This window comes from Labrenzia sp. ATLA3, from assembly GCF_057180185.1.
In genome coordinates this window covers 892,177-909,732 of record NZ_JBXUKV010000001.1, presented here as the reverse complement: position 1 = coordinate 909,732, position 17,556 = coordinate 892,177, and the positions used below count along the sequence as shown (strand labels likewise).

General features: G+C 59.4%; 11 protein-coding genes. 6 read left to right on the top strand and 5 right to left on the bottom strand.

All coding sequences use genetic code 11. The features are described 5' to 3' along the window. Positions 1-14 precede the first annotated feature (14 nt). The 3 genes from AC2A6O_RS04115 to AC2A6O_RS04105 form a co-directional block, all read right to left on the bottom strand. Positions 15-1,094 (bottom strand): DUF2336 domain-containing protein, encoded by a 1,080-nt coding sequence (locus tag AC2A6O_RS04115; protein WP_148584549.1) that lies wholly within the window; start codon positions 1,092-1,094, stop codon positions 15-17. Between the two features lie 243 nt (positions 1,095-1,337). Continuing rightward, a complete protein-coding gene (locus AC2A6O_RS04110) occupies positions 1,338-1,985 on the bottom strand; it encodes a 5-formyltetrahydrofolate cyclo-ligase (protein WP_498925838.1) in 648 nt (215 codons plus the stop codon). Between the two features lie 416 nt (positions 1,986-2,401). Beyond that, positions 2,402-3,400, bottom strand: a complete 999-nt coding sequence (locus tag AC2A6O_RS04105) for a DUF2336 domain-containing protein (RefSeq protein WP_148584547.1) — start codon at positions 3,398-3,400, stop codon at positions 2,402-2,404. A gap of 129 nt (positions 3,401-3,529) precedes the next feature. Here AC2A6O_RS04105 and AC2A6O_RS04100 point away from each other — a divergent pair, with 129 nt between their 5' ends. From AC2A6O_RS04100 to AC2A6O_RS04075, 6 genes are all read left to right on the top strand, one after another. Beyond that, on the top strand, positions 3,530-4,201 hold the full coding sequence (locus AC2A6O_RS04100) for a glutathione S-transferase (protein WP_498925837.1): 672 nt from the start codon (positions 3,530-3,532) through the stop codon (positions 4,199-4,201). Between the two features lie 298 nt (positions 4,202-4,499). Further along, positions 4,500-6,032: a Do family serine endopeptidase gene (locus tag AC2A6O_RS04095; protein WP_162855030.1), complete on the top strand. Its 1,533-nt coding sequence runs from the start codon at positions 4,500-4,502 to the stop codon at positions 6,030-6,032. A gap of 191 nt (positions 6,033-6,223) precedes the next feature. After that, positions 6,224-6,910: a response regulator transcription factor gene (locus tag AC2A6O_RS04090; RefSeq protein ID WP_148584546.1), complete on the top strand. Its 687-nt coding sequence runs from the start codon at positions 6,224-6,226 to the stop codon at positions 6,908-6,910. Then, a complete protein-coding gene (locus tag AC2A6O_RS04085) occupies positions 6,894-8,348 on the top strand; it encodes a sensor histidine kinase (protein ID WP_148584545.1) in 1,455 nt (484 codons plus the stop codon). Before AC2A6O_RS04090 ends, AC2A6O_RS04085 begins: the two co-directional genes overlap by 17 nt. After that, entirely contained in the window at positions 8,305-11,301 is a 2,997-nt protein-coding gene (locus AC2A6O_RS04080; RefSeq protein WP_498925836.1) for a bifunctional [glutamine synthetase] adenylyltransferase/[glutamine synthetase]-adenylyl-L-tyrosine phosphorylase, read from the top strand. The genes AC2A6O_RS04085 and AC2A6O_RS04080 overlap by 44 nt, the downstream gene beginning before the upstream one ends. 113 nt (positions 11,302-11,414) lie before the next feature. Further along, the gene (locus AC2A6O_RS04075) at positions 11,415-12,308 is read left to right on the top strand and encodes an alpha/beta fold hydrolase (protein ID WP_498925835.1); all 894 of its coding nucleotides are present in this window, start codon (positions 11,415-11,417) and stop codon (positions 12,306-12,308) included. A gap of 57 nt (positions 12,309-12,365) precedes the next feature. Here the strand turns inward: AC2A6O_RS04075 and AC2A6O_RS04070 are convergent, their stop codons facing one another. Continuing rightward, positions 12,366-14,720 carry a PAS domain-containing sensor histidine kinase gene (locus AC2A6O_RS04070; RefSeq protein WP_148584542.1) on the bottom strand — a complete coding sequence of 785 codons (2,355 nt, stop codon included), beginning with the start codon at positions 14,718-14,720 and terminating at the stop codon, positions 12,366-12,368. A 157-nt stretch (positions 14,721-14,877) separates the two neighbouring features. Then, the gene (gene pepN, locus AC2A6O_RS04065) at positions 14,878-17,523 is read right to left on the bottom strand and encodes an aminopeptidase N (RefSeq protein WP_498925834.1); all 2,646 of its coding nucleotides are present in this window, start codon (positions 17,521-17,523) and stop codon (positions 14,878-14,880) included. Positions 17,524-17,556: the final 33 nt, after the last annotated feature.

Sequence of the window (17,556 nt, the reverse complement as noted above, 5' to 3'; positions counted from 1 at the left end):
GCGGGGAGGCGGCTTCAGGCCGCCTGGCCTTCCAGGGTCTGCAAGCGGATTTTCATGAAGGACAGAAGCCGGCGCGCGTCACGATCTGACAGCGACTGATAGTCGTTGGCCCAGTTTTCCGCGGTCGACTGCGTCTGCTTGTTGTGCATCGCCCGAGCCTTGCACAGCGCTGCGTAATCCGCGTTTTCCACGCCCATGGCACGGCACAGAACCGCGACGCCGGTGGAATCGTAGCGCACCATGACATTGGTGACGTATTTCTGCTCCAGACCTGCCATTTCCGCCAGCAGGAAGCAGATGTCGAACAGGTTGTTCGACAGCGAAAGCTGGGTGATGGCCTTGCTGAGTGTGCGTTGCCCGGCCCGGATTTCCTTCAACGTAACCTTGGCGTTGATGCGGGTTGCCTTGCGTTCGAGCTTCGAACTGGCAACAACCTTGCTGGCCTTGTGGAAGAGATCCTGGATCAGGGTCTCGTTTTCCTCGCGCAGCTTGCGGATCTTTGCCTGCTGGGCTTCCGGCATCTGATTGATCAGTTTGTCGTAATCGGACTCGGTGATGTCCGTCCGTTCCATCATCGCGTTGCGGATTTTCTCATCCTGCTCCGCCAGCTTGATCAGCAAGCGGGAGCCCCATTCGGAAAATTCCGCGCCGGAGTTGGCTGCGACCGATTGCTTGACCGGGCTTTCGCCGCGTTCCAGCAGGACATCGGTAACATTGGCTTCAAGGTGCTCACGTTTGGAGATTGCCAAAAGGTGGCCCTGACCCATGGTCTTGGCCAGCCGGAGAATATCCTCGGCCTTGAGCGCATTGGAGGACGTAAGCATCGGCCGCGCAATGTCGATCTCTTCCCGGGCAAGCTCATAGGCCACCTTGTGGGAAGTGTCGTCTATCGGCGCCAGTTGTTCGGAAATGGCCTTCTTCTGTTCAGGCTCCATTGTGGGAAGCATGCTTTCCAGCACCGTGTTGAACAGGGCGATTTCTTCGGTTTGGTAACTGTTCGCACCGCGTACAAAAAGGTCCGTAACGTGTTCCACCAGTTGGTGGCGTTTTTCCGGAGTGCTTTCCTGAGCGAGATTGAGAAGGTCGTTGAGCATCTTTAAGCTGTCCGTTTTTCTGACAGTACACCTAACCCACAGACAGTTTACAACTGTCTAAAGCACAGGATAAAAAAACGATAAATCTCTGAGGTCGTCCGTATTACTGACAATGTATGCTGTGCGCTTCAACTGCAGATGTCTGGTTCCCGTCACATACTTTATTTGGCAAGCCATCTCATCTCTCAAGGTTAGGTTGCTTCAAGGAGCCAATGTTGGAGACAAAGCCGGGTGCTCCGCTCCCTACGTCTCCTCGCCGGTATCGAGGACAACCTTGTCCATCCGCACGTCCCAGGGCATCGGAAAGATCGACGGCAGCCGGCAGAAGGCAAATCCGACGCCGATCGTCAGCGGTTTGGCCGGCAGGGATGCCAGAGTGCGGTCGTAATAACCGCCACCATTGCCGAGCCGATAAAAACCAGCGTCGACGCCAACCAGCGGAGCAATCACGACCTCAGGCACCAGCGACGGGCCTTCTTCGGGAACGGGAATGTTCCAGACACCTCGTGTCATCGCGCACCCGGGCTGCCACGGACGGAAGGCCAGCGGCGCCTGTTTTTCCAGAACGACCGGCAGAAGAACGGTTTTTCCCACCTTGCTCAGGTCTGCCATCAAGGCGCGTAAATCAGGCTCGCCGCGGATCGGCCAATAAAAGGAGATGGTCTGAAAGTCTGTCGCTTCCAGAACCGTGCGAAGCTGGTCGATCAAGGCAGCGGTCTTTTCTGTCCGCTCCGTGCTGGTCAGTCCCTTTCGCTTCTCATAGAGGCGGATGCGTTCAGATTTGCGGAACCGGCTGACATCGCGAAATGTCTCCTGGTCAACGACATAACCACTCACCAGCATGTCGGCAAAGCAGACAGGATCTCCAGGCAGGTCGTCGTCGTGACTCATTCAGGCCAGTTCCTTTCACGTCCTTGTATTAGTGCCGCGTCAGGCCGCCTTCCTGTCGGTGGTCGGCCAAACCAGAGCTTCAAGCAGAAGAGACCTGGTCATAAATCCTTCGAACACGTCCCCCGGCAAACCGGAACATGATCGAAATTATCGCGTACCAGGATATGCAGGGCATCGCGAAGCGGCAGGGCGCTGTCCAAAGACGTCTCGCCGGAGCTGTCATAAGCTCGCGGGCGAAGGGGGGGGGAGGCCCTTCAACGGCGTTTCTGGACAACACGTGTAATACGCCGTGCTGGTTGAAGAAGCCTCAAGACGGCCATTCCTATTGGCGGCTGCCACGAGACGGGCGAGATCGACCGCGCCGAGGTTGTTCCATTGGAGAAATTTCGACAGCAGGCCCTACAGATTTTCCGCAGTCAGGCAGCTTGCTCGTGCTTGATGGCTTTGAGCTTGATTTTCATCAGTGACAGAAGACGGCGGGCATCGGTGTCATCGAGCATGTGATAGTTTGTCAGCCACTTGCTGCCGGTGCTTTCAGGAAACTTCAGGTGCTTGCAGCGTTCCTTGCACACCGCCTGAAACTCCATCGCGCCGATGCCTGCGGCGCGGCAGACCGTGGCTATACCGGTGGAGTCGAACCGGACCATGAGATTGTGGACATATTTCATGTCGAGGCCGGAGAAGAAAGAGAGCAGGGCAACCGCGTCCAGAAGGTTGTGTTCCTGGGCTAGCTGGTAGACGGCCTTGTTCAGGGTCGTCTTGCCGAGCCGGATGCCTGTCAGCCAGGCTTTCGGGCTGATCTTGGATTGTTTCTTCACCAGTTCCACACCCGACGCGACGTCACCGTCGTCGCGGAACAGATCTTCCAGCAACTCTTCATTTGACTTGCGCAAGTGCCGGATGCGATCGCCAAGCTGCTTGGGCATGTCCTTCACCAGGCTCTCGAACACCGGCATGGTGATCTCTGCACCGAGGTTGGCTGCCAGCGTTTGTTTGACTTCCTTGCTGCCACGCTTGATCAGAACATCGCTGACGTCCTTGCTGACGTGATCGCGTTTTGCAAGGCCGAGAAGGTAGCCCTGGTCCTTGGTTTCCGCGATTTTACGCTGGTCTTCTTCCCGCAGAGACGTGGAGCGTTCCAAAATGGCCTGGGCAACCGGCAACTCGTCGCTGGCCATGGCGGCGGCAAGATTGGAGGACATGGCACGAACGTCCGCAAGTCGTTCCGCCATCTTGCGCTTGGCGTCGAGTTCCAGGGCATCGTAGACGCCCTCCAGCATGTTGTTCAGAAGATGGGTCTCGTCAGAACCTGTATCGTCCGCGCGGGCAACAAGAAGACCTGTCACGTGCTCGGCAAGCTCGTGTTTTTTCTCCGAAGAACTTTCCCTGGCAAGCTTAAGAAGCGAGTCACTCATGTCCGTACCCTATCGGCATAAGTTTCGCTGAATATTCTTTATAACGTGTGAAAAACACCGCTCGGCTCATTGCAACATGGTGTCATCAGCAGTGTTGACCTGACTACGCCAATGCGTCATTTCACGCCCATGAGCGCAACTTCGATGCCGATCCTCTATTCCTTCCGCCGCTGTCCCTATGCCATCAGGGCGAGGCTCTCGATTGCCGCGAGCGGCGAAAAGGTCGAGCTGCGGGAAATCGTTTTACGGGACAAGGCACCCGAGTTTCTGGAAACCTCGCCTTCGGCAACCGTTCCATGCCTGAAGGCCGATGAAACCGTGATCGACGAAAGCCTGGACATCATGCTCTGGGCACTGCAACGCGCCGATCCGGAAAACTGGCTCAGGCCTGAGACGGGCGATCTCGATAAAATACTGGCGCTGATCGCTGACTGTGACGGCCCGTTCAAGCGCCATCTCGACCGCTACAAATACGATACGAGATATCCGGATGCGGACAGGGAAACGGAGCGAGCGGGAGCAGCGGACTATCTCTGGCGTCTGGACAGCCGTCTGACCGGGACGCCCTGGCTTTTTGGCGGCAAGGCCTCGCTTGCCGATTATGCAATTCTGCCGTTCGTTCGTCAGTTCGCCAACTCGGACCGAAGCTGGTTCGACAGCCAGGACTGGACGTCCTTGAAGGTCTGGCTGGAAGCCTTCGAAACGTCTCCCCGGTTTCAATCCGTGATGCCGAAATGGCGCCCGTGGCGGGCGGGAGACATCCCGGTCTTCTTTCCCGCTGAGGCAAATTCCGCCCCTTGATTCCCGTGTCCTGATTCTCTGGTCCGGGACCCGTCTTCTTGTGAGATTGCCCGACTGTTTCTTGCCTCCGACCCCTTTTTCCTGCCCGCCGATGGTGCGACGGACAAAAAAATTTCAGCTTCAGGCCATGAGCTGTTTGCGATTTTCCGATTTGGTTCCCAACGTTACAAAACTGTAATGCCGCCGACAGGCGCCTGTAAGACTGGTTCACATACCTTCACTTTCGAACCTTGAGGGCTTTCCCCGCCAGCGTTCCAGGAATTGGCCTTCAAACCGAATCTCGAAAGAGGAAGACAACATGCAAAACAGTCGCTCAGTTTCTCCCCTGCGCTCCCGCCGCGCCAAGCTGCTCGCAGGCGTCGTCGCGCTCGGCGCAGCCGGACTTCTGACGGCACAGACCATCGTTCCGGGCCAACTGGCTCTGGCTGATCCGGTTAGTGTCGATACCGCGGCTCCGCTGGACTTTTCCCACGTCGTCAGTGCTGTCAGCCCAGCGGTCGTCAGTGTTCAGGTCAAACAGGCCGCAGAGCCGCGCATGATGAACTTCGACGGTGGCAACGACGACCCCGAAGGTTTCTTCAAGGGTCTGCCGGACGGCCACCCGTTCAAGCGCTTTTTCCGCGAATTTGGCGGCAAGGGCGGTGAGCAGCAGCATAACCAGCGCCGCGCGCCGCGCCAGTACGGCATTTCCCAGGGCTCCGGCTTTTTCATCTCCGATGACGGTTACCTCGTGACCAATCATCACGTGATTGAAAACGGCACTGAGTTCACGGTCATCGACCGTGATGGCAAGGAATACAACGCCAAGCTCATCGGCGCTGACAAGCGGACCGACCTTGCGCTCCTGAAGGTCGATAGCGACGACAAGTTCACCTATGTCGACTTTGCCAAGGAAGCACCGCAGGTCGGTGAATGGACCGTTGCAATCGGCAACCCGTTCGGTCTCGGCGGGTCCGTGACGGCCGGTATCGTCTCGGCGCGTGGCCGTGACATCGGCGCAGGCCCCTATGACGACTTCATCCAGATCGATGCCCCGGTCAACCGCGGCAACTCCGGCGGCCCGGCCTTCAACATGCATGGTGAAGTGATCGGTGTGAACGCGGCGATCTTCTCGCCGTCCGGTGGCAACGTCGGTATCGCCTTCGCCATTCCGGCCTCGACCGCGCAGGATGTCATCATGGAGCTGAAGGACGACGGTACAGTCATTCGTGGCTGGCTGGGCGTTCAGATCCAGAACGTGACCGATGACATTGCGGAAAGCCTTGGCCTCGATGAGGCCCGCGGCGCCATCGTCGCGGAAGCGCAGGAAAACAGCCCGGCTCAGAAGGCTGGACTGCGCTCGGGCGACACCATCCTTGCTGTTGACGGCACCGAGGTGAAAGGCCCGCGCGAACTGTCCAAGATCATTGCGGCTTACGAGCCGGACAGCAATGTGGACATCACGGTCTGGCGTGACGGTCAGAAAGAAGACATCACCGTGACGCTGGGTCGCCTGCAGGAACCGGATCAGGTTGCCGCGCTTCAGACGGAAGCCGAGGAAAGCAAGACCAGCCTCGACGACCTCGGCCTTATTGTGATGACGAAAGCCGAAGCCGGCATGGAAGGTGACGGCGTGGTTATCGCCGAAATCGATCCGGACAGCCCGGCTGCCGAAAAACGCCTCAACACCGGTGACGTGATCCTGGAAGTCGCCGGCATGAAGGTCAACAGCCCGTCCGATGTCCTGAAGGCACTGGACAAGGCGGAAAAGGATGGCCGCAAGGCGGTTCTCTTCCGGGTTGAAACCAACAACACGACCCGGTTCGTGGCCCTGCCCATGAACCTCGCCTGATCAGGGACCGGTTCTGCCCCGGACCGGACCTGAGAAGCAAGACCGGCCTGCCCTCTGCCCCCAAACCCCGACCGGCCGGTCTTTGCCCAGGGTTTATCTGCTAGACCCTGACTGACTGGCGGCGGCGATACTCACATCCATCGCCGCCGCCAGCCATTTTCTTTAGGGGCAACTCAAGCTAAAAGGATGGGATGTTGAGGATTCTTGTCATAGAAGACGACCCGGAAGCTGCAAGCTACCTCGTCAAGGGTTTGAGTGAACTGGGCCACACCGCTGACCAGGCTGCCGATGGGCCGGCCGGTCTGGATATGGCGCACGACAGAGACTACGACATCCTCATCGTTGACCGTATGCTGCCAAAGATGGATGGCCTTTCTGTCATTCAGGAACTGCGCAAGCAAGGCAACCACACTCCGGTGCTGATCCTGTCCGCCCTCGGCCAGGTCGATGACCGCGTCAAGGGTCTCAAGGCCGGCGGCGACGACTATCTGCCAAAACCTTACGCCTTTACCGAATTGCTGGCCCGCATCGAAGCTTTGGCCCGGCGTCCCAAGTCGGCCAGCCAGATTGAAACCACTTATAGCGTCGGTGACCTGACACTTGACCGCATGGCACATTCCTGCCGCCGCGGTGAAACGGAAATCCCCTTGCAGCCGCGCGAATTCCGCCTTCTGGAATATCTCATGCAGAACGCCGGTCAGGTGGTGACCCGTACGATGCTGCTCGAAAATGTCTGGGAGTACCATTTCGATCCGCAGACCAACGTGATCGATGTTCACATCTCCCGTTTGAGAGGCAAGATCGACAAGGGTTTCGACACACCTCTGCTGCACACCATCCGGGGTGCCGGATACACGATCCGTGACGCGGCTCACTAGGTTTACAAGAACCACAGCCTTCAAGCTGTCGCTGCTTTATATTGCCGTCTTCACGGTGATGTCCGGAGTGCTGCTGTTCTACATTGCGGACAACACGGACAACCTGATGTCCGAACAGGTGGTTCAGACCGTCGATTCGGAACTGAAAACGCTTGCCGATGTCTATGTGCGTGGCGGTGTGCGGGACCTGGTCGAAACCATCGACACGCGCTCCCGCCATCCCGATGCCAGCCTCTATCTCCTGGTCGACTTCGCGGGCAATGCCCTCGTCGGCAACATCGCCCGCCTGCCTACCACCGTTCTGGAAGAAGCCGACGGCGGTTTGCGCCGGGTTCGCTATACGCGGCTCGGTCAGGATTCGGAAGACGTCGAACGCCAGGCCATGGTGCGTACCTTCGAGCTGCGAGGCGGCTTCCGTCTTCTGGTTGGGCGAGACCTGGGCGAGCAGCTCCGGTTTGCAAACCTTCTGGCCAACGCCTTTCGGCTGTGGCTTGTCGTCGTTGTGGTTATGGCAGCGATCACCTGGCTGTTTGTCAGCCGAAGGGTGATGAAGCGTATCGACGAGATCTCAGCCACCAGCCGCACGATCATGCAGGGTGAGCTTTCCGGACGTTTGCCCGTGGCCGGAAACGACGACGAATTCGACCGTCTGGCAGTCAATCTCAATACCATGCTCGACCGGATCGAAGTTCTGATGCAGTCGATGAAGGATGTCACGGACAACATCGCCCATGATTTGAAAACACCGCTGACTCGCCTGCAAACCCGGACTGAAAACGCCTTGCGCGAAGCAAAAGGCGAGGAGGGATATCGCGGCGCCCTGGAAGCAACGCTTCAGGAATCCGATCAGCTCCTAAGGATCTTCAACGCGCTGCTGGGCATCGCGCGTGTTGAATCCATGGCTCCGGCCTCCGTCATGGAGCAGGCCGACGTCAACAAGCTGGTCGAGCAAGTTGCCGAACTCTATGAACCGCTGGTGGAAGACGAAGGCGGCAAGCTTGAAACAGATCTGCCCGAAGACCTGATGGCGGAGTGCAACCGCGATCTGATCAGCCAGGTGCTGGTGAACCTGATTGAAAATGCGCTGAAATACGGCCGGCCGGAAACCGGCGACTTGCGTATTCGCCTCGGGGCCCGCGAAGAGAATGGCCGTGTGGTTCTCAGCGTCACTGACAATGGCCCCGGCATTCCGGAAAAGGACCAGGACAGGGTCAAGGAACGTTTCGTCCGGCTTGAAGAAAGCCGTTCGGAACCTGGAACCGGCCTTGGATTGAGTCTGGTCAAGGCAGTTGCCCGCTTGCATGGTGGAGACTTGCGCTTCATGAATGAGGACCCGGGTCTAAGTGCCCGGATCGATCTCAAGCCGGTGAAACCGGACAGCAGCAGGAGCGGGCATGAACAAGGCGGCACAGCCGGGCAATCGGGGGAAGGGGACTAACCAGGACGGTGGCGCAGGTATTCTGGCCGACCGGATCGCGGTAGTGCCCAAAGCGCCCGATCCCGCTCATGCAGCCCTCTTCCTGAAAGATCTCCTGTCTGATGCTGAGTCCGGTGAGGCGCTGAAGTCCCTTTTGCAGGAAAAGCCGGATCTGGAAGGGTTCCTGCTCGGGGTTATCGGCAATTCCCCCTATCTGCGCGATCTGATGCTCGCCGATCCCACGGGCCTTCTTCGCCTGCTGCAGGAAGCGCCGGAAATCCGTCTGGAAAACCTGCTGTCGGACGCCCGCGAAGCGCGGGCGGAGGACGAAGCCGGCATCATGCGCACCTTGCGCCTTTTCAAGCACGATCTTGCGTTGACACTCGGCCTTGCCGATATTGCCGGCGCAATCGGCCTGACCCGCGTGACCGGTGCCCTGGCCGGATTTGCGGACGCAGCGCTGACGGCTGCCATCAGGTTCTGTCTTGGTGATCTTGCGCGCCGGAACAAGTTCACACCTCATGATCCGGAAAAGCCGGAAGTCGACAGCGGTCTCATCGTTCTTGCCATGGGCAAGCACGGCGCAAATGAGCTGAACTATTCGTCCGACATCGATCTGATCGTTCTTTACGATCCGGCCAAGGCACCGATGGCCGGATCGGCGGAAGCTCCGGTGGAATTCGTCCGGCTGACGCGCCGTCTGGTCAAGATCATGCAGGACCGGACCGCGGATGGTTATGTCTTCCGCACCGATTTGCGCCTGCGCCCCGACCCGGGAGCAACGCCGCTTGCCATGTCGGTTCCTGCCGCGCTGGTCTACTACGAGTCTCTCGGCCAGAACTGGGAGCGCGCGGCGCTGATCAAGGCGCGGCCCTGCGCAGGCGACATTCCGGCCGGTGAAGCTTTCCTCCATGAAATCGTGCCGTTCATCTGGCGCAAGTATCTGGACTTCGCGGCAATTGCCGACGTGCAGTCGATCAAGCGCCAGATACATATGCACAAGGGCCATGGCGCCATTGCGGTTGCCGGGCACAACGTGAAGCTTGGCCGAGGCGGCATCCGTGAAGTCGAGTTCTTCGTCCAGACCCAACAGTTGATCGCCGGAGGCCGTAATCCGGCGCTTCGCGGACGGCGCACGCTCGACATGCTGGATGCGCTGGTCGATGCCGACTGGATCAAGGGCAAGACACGCGACGAGATGGCGTCTGCCTACCAGTTCCTGCGCAACGTCGAGCATCGCATTCAGATGCTCAACGACGAGCAAACCCAGCTTCTGCCCAAGGATGAGGAGGGCATGAAGAGGGTGTCCGCGCTGATGGGCTATGACAAGCTCTCCGACTTCGAGGACGCACTTCTCCATCATTTGCGGACGGTGCAGCACCACTACGCCGAACTCTTCGAAGATGAGCCGGCGCTCTCGTCGGAACTGGGCAATCTGGTTTTCACTGGTGACGATCATGACCCCGGCACGTTGGAAACGCTCGCGAGCCTTGGTTTTAAGCAGCCGGCGGAAGCGGCGGCCATCGTCAAGTCGTGGCATTTCGGCCGTTATCCCTGCACCCGCTCGACCAAGGCACGCGAGCGGTTGACCGAGATGCATCCGGCGCTCCTCAGCGCGCTGGCAGCAACGGACAATGCGGACGCCGCGCTGCGGGCGTTCGACAGCTTCATGGCCAAGCTGCCGGCAGGCGTACAGCTGTTCTCTCTGCTCAGGTCCAATCCGCAACTTCTAACGCTTCTGGCAACCACCATGGGCGCTGCACCGCGCATGGCCGAGACGGTTTCCAAGCGCGTGCATGTGCTGGACGCGGTTCTCGATCCCGCCTTCTTCGGTGCCATGCCGAGCGTCGAGGAGTTTCGCGCTGGGCTGGACAGGACACTCTCCCAGGCCCGCTTTTACGAGGAGGCACTGGATCGGGCACGGATCTTTACCCAGGAACAGCAGTTCTTGATCGGCCTGCGGATGATTTCCGACACGCTGTCCGCCGACCGGGTGGGGTTTGCACTAGCACGGCTGGCGGAAGTGGTGGTCGACCGGATCCTGAAACAGGTGATCGTTCATGTCGGCGAAAGCCACGGCACGGTACCGGGCGGCAATGTCGCCGTCCTAGCCATGGGCAAGCTGGGTGGGCGCGAAATGACGGCGGCGTCCGATCTGGACCTCATCCTGCTTTATGAAGCTCCGGAGGACGTCAAGCAATCCGACGGCAAGAGGCCCCTGGCGATCACCCAATATTATACGCGCCTGACCCAGCGACTGGTAACGGCCATCAGCGCACCGACGGCAGAGGGCTCGCTCTACGAAGTTGATTTCCGGCTCCGTCCCTCCGGCAACGCAGGCCCGCTGGCGACCAATCTCGACGGTTTCATAGCTTACCAGCAGAAGGAAGCCTGGACCTGGGAGCATATGGCGCTGACACGCGGGCGGGTGATTGCCTCCACGACGCCGGAGTTCAAGCAGAAGATCGTCAACAGCATCAGCGGCACGCTTGTTCAGTCGCGTGATCTGACGAAACTCGCTGACGATGTCCGCACCATGCGCGCCCGGATCGAGAAGGAAAAAGGTACCAAGGACGTCTGGGACCTGAAACAGGTGGCCGGTGGTCTGGTCGATATCGAGTTTCTAGCCCAGTTTCTGCAGCTCGCACATGCTCAGGAAAATCCGGAAATCCTGGCTCAAAGCACGGAGCAGGCGCTGGAGCTGGCTCGCGACGCAGGCTTTTTGAGCTTGGGGGATGCAGGCCTGTTGCTGGAAGCCCTCAGGCTTTACCACCGCCTGACCCAGGTGCTGCGTCTGGCCCTTTCCGGCAAGTTCGTGCCGGCGGAGGCACCTCGTGGTGTTCTGGACCTTCTGGTGCAGGCCTCCGGAAGCCCGACCTTCAGTCGGCTGGAAGCGGAACTGGCAGAACTTCAGGGGAAGGTGCGTGATACGTTCGTGCGACTGATCGGAGAGGTGGAAACGGTCAGCAGTTAGAGGCGGATTGCAAAGCCGTTTTCATTGGGCTAGGGAAGGGCCGCGCCGGCGGCCGATTTCAAATCATTTTGCGCTCCCTTGAGCGAACCCTTTCCCATTTCTTGAGAAACGTCATGACTTATTCATTTGATGAAGCGGTCCGTCGCCCGGACCGCGGCGGCAACCTCGCGCTTGCCGACAGCCGTGTGCTTGCCTGGTCCGAATGGGGACCGCCAACCGGTGACCCGGTTTTGTTTCTGACAGGTGCCGGAATGGCCGGCACGTTTGGCTTCGGGCAGGGCCATCTCGAAGCTCTCGATATCCGTTTGATCGCACCGGACAGGCCGGGGCTCGGCGCATCTTCTGAAGATCCCGGCAAGACACTTGCCAGCGTTGCAGGTGATATTGCCGACCTTGCTTCCAACCTGGGCAGAACCACGCTCCCGGTGGTCGCCTTTTCGCAAGGGGCCCCTTTCGCCTTTGCTGTTGCGGCATCCGGCACGGCAAGTTCCCTGTCGATTGTCTCCGGTCAGGATGAACTTTACCGCCCGGAATTCGCAGACCGGTTGCCGGAACAGGTGACGCAGATGATCCGGCACGCACAGGAAGATCCGGTGGGGTTTTCTGCGATGCTGGAGGGCTTTGCCGAACCCGATGGCTTTTATGATCTTGTCCTGTCGATGAGTTCGCCGGAGGACCAGACGGTCTATGGCATCGACCCCTTTGCCTCGGCCTACAGGCAGGCGCTTCATCAGGGCTTCAGGCAGGGGCCGAAGGGATATGTTCTTGATACCCTTGCAGCGCTCACGCCCTGGGGGATCGACCTTGGCCGGATCAACTGCCCGGTGACACTCTGGTACGGCGGCAAGGATGGCAGCCCGGTCCATTCACCTGATTTCGGTCAATCACTCGCAGAGAGACTGCCAAACGCAAGCCACCGGTTCTTTCCTGAAGAGGGGGGCGCATTGCTTTGGACCCGTGCGCGCGACATCCTGCACGAACTGACGGCGCCGGGCAGCAAGGAGTGATCTTTGCTGCCTTGCTGCGGCAAGGAAACCGGCGACTTTCGAGAAAGCCCGACTTTTTCAGGCAGCTTCGTTGTCGGCAAGCGGCAGCGTGAAGCTGACGGTCGTGCCTTTCTTGACTTCCGACTTGATCACCAGCGAACCGCCATGCAACTCGACCAGCGAACGGGCGATGGCAAGTCCAAGCCCCGACCCCTGGTGGGTCTTGGTGAACTGGTTTTCCACCTGAACGAACGGCTGGGCAAGACGTTCGATATCGCGCTCGGAAATGCCGATGCCGGTGTCGATCACTTCAAAATGCAGCTTGTCGCCACGTGGCCGGGCCTTGAGCGTGACAGTGCCATTGTCCGGCGTGAACTTCACCGCATTTGCTAGAAGGTTCAGCAGGATCTGTTTCAGCGCCCGCTTGTCCGCATGAACCGAGACGTTTTCAACGACGTCGGTGGTGACGGTAATGTTCTTTTCGGTTGCCGCTCCAGTGACGATGCGGCTGGCATCTTCGGCAGATTCCGACGCATTGACGGTTTCCGTCTCGATGGTCATGCGGCCGGCTTCAATCTTGGACATGTCGAGAATGTCGTTGATCACATTCAGAAGATAGGTGCCGGAGGAGTAGATGTCCTTGCAGTAGTCCGAATAGCGGTCCGTGCCGACCGGGCCGAACATTTCCTGCGTCATGATGTCGGAGAACCCGATGATGGCGTTGAGCGGCGTTCTCAGTTCATGGGAGATATTGGCCAGGAATTCGGACTTCGCCTTGTTGGCAGCTTCCGCACGGGTCTTTTCTTCCTGGTACTTCTCCGCCATTTCAACAAGCTGGCGGGCCTGCACTTCAAGCGTCTGGCGGGACTTTTGAAGGTCGGTCACGGTCGCCTTCAGACGCTTTTCGGAATCGACCAGCTTTTCTTCGTTTTTCTTCAGCGCAGTAATATCCGTGCCGACAGACACGAAGCCGCCGTCCTTCGTGCGCCGTTCGGAAATCTGCAGCCAGCGACCGTCTTCCAGTTGCGCTTCGTAAGAGCCTTCCGGCTCGCCGCCGCGCTGGCGCAAGGTGACCGGTTGTGGCGCCACTTCCGCGTTGGAGGCGGCCGCCATCACGTCCTTGTAGGGCGTGCCCTGCTTGATCACGGCATTCGGCAGGCTGTGCAGCGACTGGTAGTTGGAATTGCAGATCACAAGCTCGTTGCGCGCATTCCACAGAACGAACGCCTCCGAGATCGTCTCGATTGCATCCCGCAGGCGCAGATCGGCCATGCGGCTTTGTTCGGCAAGCTCGTGCTGTTCGGTGATGTCGAGACAGATCCCGATGAGATGCGGTTCTGCCCGGCCGGGCTCGGACTGGATCTCGCCGCGGGCACGCAGCCAGATCCAGCTGCCGTCAGCGTGGCGCATGCGGAAAGTTTCGTCGACCAGTGTCTCGCCGCTTTCCAGAAGATGTTCGGCAAGGCCCAGAAGGTCGATGTCATCAGGATGGGTGATGTCGGAGACATCGGCGAAGCTGAGAATGTCGTCCTTCGGTTCGCGGCCCAGCAACTCGTAGAGCGAGGATGACCAGAACATTCTGCCACGCGACAGATCCCAGTCGAACAGTCCGCAGCGGCCATGGGTGAGGGCGGTGTCGATGCGGGCGCGGGTTGCCGCGTACATGTCGTCAGCTGCTTCCGCACGGGTCGCCTGGCTGAAAAAGCCGTAGATGACGGCCAGCAGAACCAGAGACGTGCCGACGAACAGCGTCACATTTGCAGACAGGTCGTCCCGCCACTGGCGGAAGATTGCATTTTCGGGCTGCAGAACCGCCACCATGCCGAGACGCCCATCAAGATGATGGACGGTGGCCAAAACCTTTTCCTTGCCCTTGCTTCCGCCCAGGTCGGTGTCCACAGGCATCACGCCGGCGCGGTCGCCGAACACCATGAGAGGCTGCGATGGGCCGAGCAGATCGCTGATCGGACGGCTTTCGAGAGCAGGCTGGAGAGGGGCGGACGCCACGATGGTGCCGGACTGGTCGGTGACGAGATAGATACGGCCCTTGCTGGTCGCCCCGGAAGGCATGCTGTCGGCAAGGATGCGTTTCAGGGTTGTCCGGTAGCCCGTTTCGGGCAGGTCGCTTTCCGAAGACATGAGGCCGCTGGCGACGACGGTTGCCATCAGGCTCAACGTCATCTGCGCGGTTTCCTGGGTCCGGGTGTAGTCGGTTACAAGATCGCCTGTGCGGAACAGGGCCAGAATAACGATAAAGACAATGGCGAGGCCAGGAATGAGGCGTCGCATCAGGCTGTCGGAGCGCGCCAGGCTCTCCGCAAGGGAAATGAGCAGGGCGCGCAGAGGCAGCTTGCTTGTGCCTGCGTCTGTGTCCTGCTCAGACTCCTTCTCGCCGCGCCGCGAAGATGCGTCGCCAGCTACTGCTCTCGCCATAGGAAGTGTGCCTCAAAAACCGCCGCGCCGGGGTAACCCCCGAATCACTTCCATTTGAATCAAATCGTCGGTTCTTGTCCAGACCTGACCAAGAATAAAATGGTTAACGCGCGGCCCGTTTTTCGGTTCTTTCGTTAACCTTTCTCAGTATTGCAGACTACTGCAAGGTTCTATCGACAATGTCGCGGCTGTCTCTCGACAGATTTTCGCATGCGGAAACCCTGAGGAGGGCAGATTCGGCCAGGGCACTTCTTTGTGGGTCAAGTGCGCGCCACGAGCGGAAGCTCGTCAGAAGTCTCGATGCCACTTGCGGGTTTCGCTTGTCTATTTCCAGAACTGATTCGGCCACCAGTTCGAAACCGGCACCGTCCGCACGGGCAAACTGTGTCGGGTTGCCAGTGGCGAAGGACTGCAGAAGCGACCTGACGCGGTTGGGATTGCCGGCATCGTAGGAAGGGTCGGACATCAGGGCCTTGACCCGGTCCAGAGTCTTGTCGCCCGGTGCCATGGCCTGGGTCATGAACCACTTGTCAATGGCGAGCGAGCTGTCTGCGTGCCGCTGCCTAAAGGCCGCAAGCGCTTCCTCTTCCCGTGGCATGTGATCGTGAACCAGTAGCGTGAGCGCCGCGAGCCGGTCGGTCATGTTGTCGGCAGAGGCGAACCGGGACCAGACAAGATCGGCTGCGTCGTCCGCACCGGAGGCTGCATAGTAATGCAGGCAGCGGTTTGCGAGTGCCCGTTTTCCGGCGGCCTCGGCATCCGGCGAATAGGTTCCGTTGGCGGAGGGGGCGGAAATGAAAGGCAGCAGTGCGGAGCCGAGGCGGGCGGCGACAGCCCGCCGCAGCATCTCCCGCGCCGCGTGGATGGCATCCGGGTTGACGTCCTTGCCCATCTCCTGGGCGATATCCGCCTCGCTTGGCAGGGTGAGTGCCTGTGCGCGCAAGGCTTCGTCGAGCTGGGTTTCCTCCAGGACGGATGCAAGGACACCGATGACGTCTTCGGACGGAGCGTCTTGCGCGCCATCGCCCACGAGGCCCGCAAGCCTGACGAGATCCTGCATCGCCAGCGTTTGAACTGCTTGCCACCGATTGAAGGGGTCTCGGTCCTGCGCTGCCAGAAACAGAAGGTCCTTCGAATCGAGAGGCTGGTTCAGCCGGACGGGCGCGGAGAACCCGCGCAGAAGAGAGAGAACGGGAGCCGCGGCAACATTTTTGAAGATCACGTCCTGATGGGCCTTGTCGAGGACAAGCACATCGCCACTGACTGTGGCGCCCTCCGCAGGGCCTGTCTCCATATCCTCGCCGTTGGGCCCGATCAGCCCGAAACGCAGCGGGATGACAGCAGGTTTGCTGGACTTCTGTCCGGCGAGAGGCGGAATTTCCTGTGACAGCGAAACGCAGAACGTCTTGCGGTCGGGATCATACTTCGTCTCCACCGACACCACGGGCGTTCCGGCCTGCTCGTACCAGAGCGAAAACTGTTCAAGGTCAGTGGAGGAAGCTTCCTCGAAGCAGGTCAGGAAGGCTTCGATCGTGGTTGCTTGCCCGTCGTGGCGTGCGAAATAGAGATCCAGCCCCGCCCGGAACGCCTGCTCCCCCAGAAACGTCTGGAGCATGCGGACGACTTCGGCGCCCTTTTCATAAACGGTGGCTGTGTAGAAGTTGTTGATTTCGTGATAGCTTCTCGGACGCACAGGGTGTGCGAGCGGGCCTGCGTCCTCCGGAAACTGATGCGATTTCAGAAGGCGTACATCCGCAATGCGCTTGGCTGGGCGTGAGCGCATGTCGGAGGAAAACTCCTGATCGCGGAACACCGTCAGGCCTTCCTTCAGGCACAACTGGAACCAGTCCCGGCAGGTGATGCGATTGCCGGTCCAGTTGTGGAAATATTCGTGCGCGATAACGGCTTCGATATTGGCATAGTCCTGATCGGTTGCCGTGTCCGGGTCGGCCAGAACGTACTTGTCGTTGAAGATGTTCAGGCCCTTGTTTTCCATCGCACCCATGTTGAAGTCCGACACGGCGACGATGTTGAACACCTCCAGATCGTATTCACGGCCGAACACTTCTTCGTCCCAGCGCATCGATCGCTTGAGGGAATCCATGGCCCAGTCGCACAGGCCTTCCTTGCCGTGCTCGACGTAGATATTGAGCGCCACGTCCTTCCCGGACATGGTCGTGAACCTGTCCGGAACTTCCGCGAGATCGCCGGCAACGAGCGCGAACAGATAGGCGGGCTTGGGATGCGGGTCGTGCCAGACAGCGTAGTGCCTGCCGGTGCCCTCGATGTCGCCTGTCTCCACAAGGTTGCCATTGGCCAGGAGAACCGGGCAATCCGTCTTCGAGGCTTCCAGACGAGTCGTGTAGACAGCAAGAACGTCCGGACGGTCGAGAAAATAGGTGATCCTTCGAAAGCCCTCGGCCTCGCATTGGGTGCAATAGGTCGCAGAGGAGCGGTAAAGGCCCATCAATTTGGTGTTCGCGTCCGGATCGAGTTCGGTTACGAGTGTCAACTCGAACGTGTCGGCAGGCGGAGAGAGAACTTCGAGACGGTCGTCGGTCGCGGTGTAGGCGGCTTCGTCCAGCGTCTCGCCGTTCAAGCTGATGCCGACAAGCGACAATTCGTCACCATCAAGTACCAGCGGAGCGCCGGCGTCTGTCCCCGGTTGCCTGTTGACCTCAAGAGTTGCGGTGACGCACGTCACCTTGGGCGCCAGCTCAACATTCAGGGCGACCTTGTCGATGCGATAAAGTGGCGGTTTGTAGTCTTCCAGCCGTATGGCCGGCGCCGTTTCGGAACGCATCTAAATCTCCTGCTGATGTTAGGCGCAAGGGCC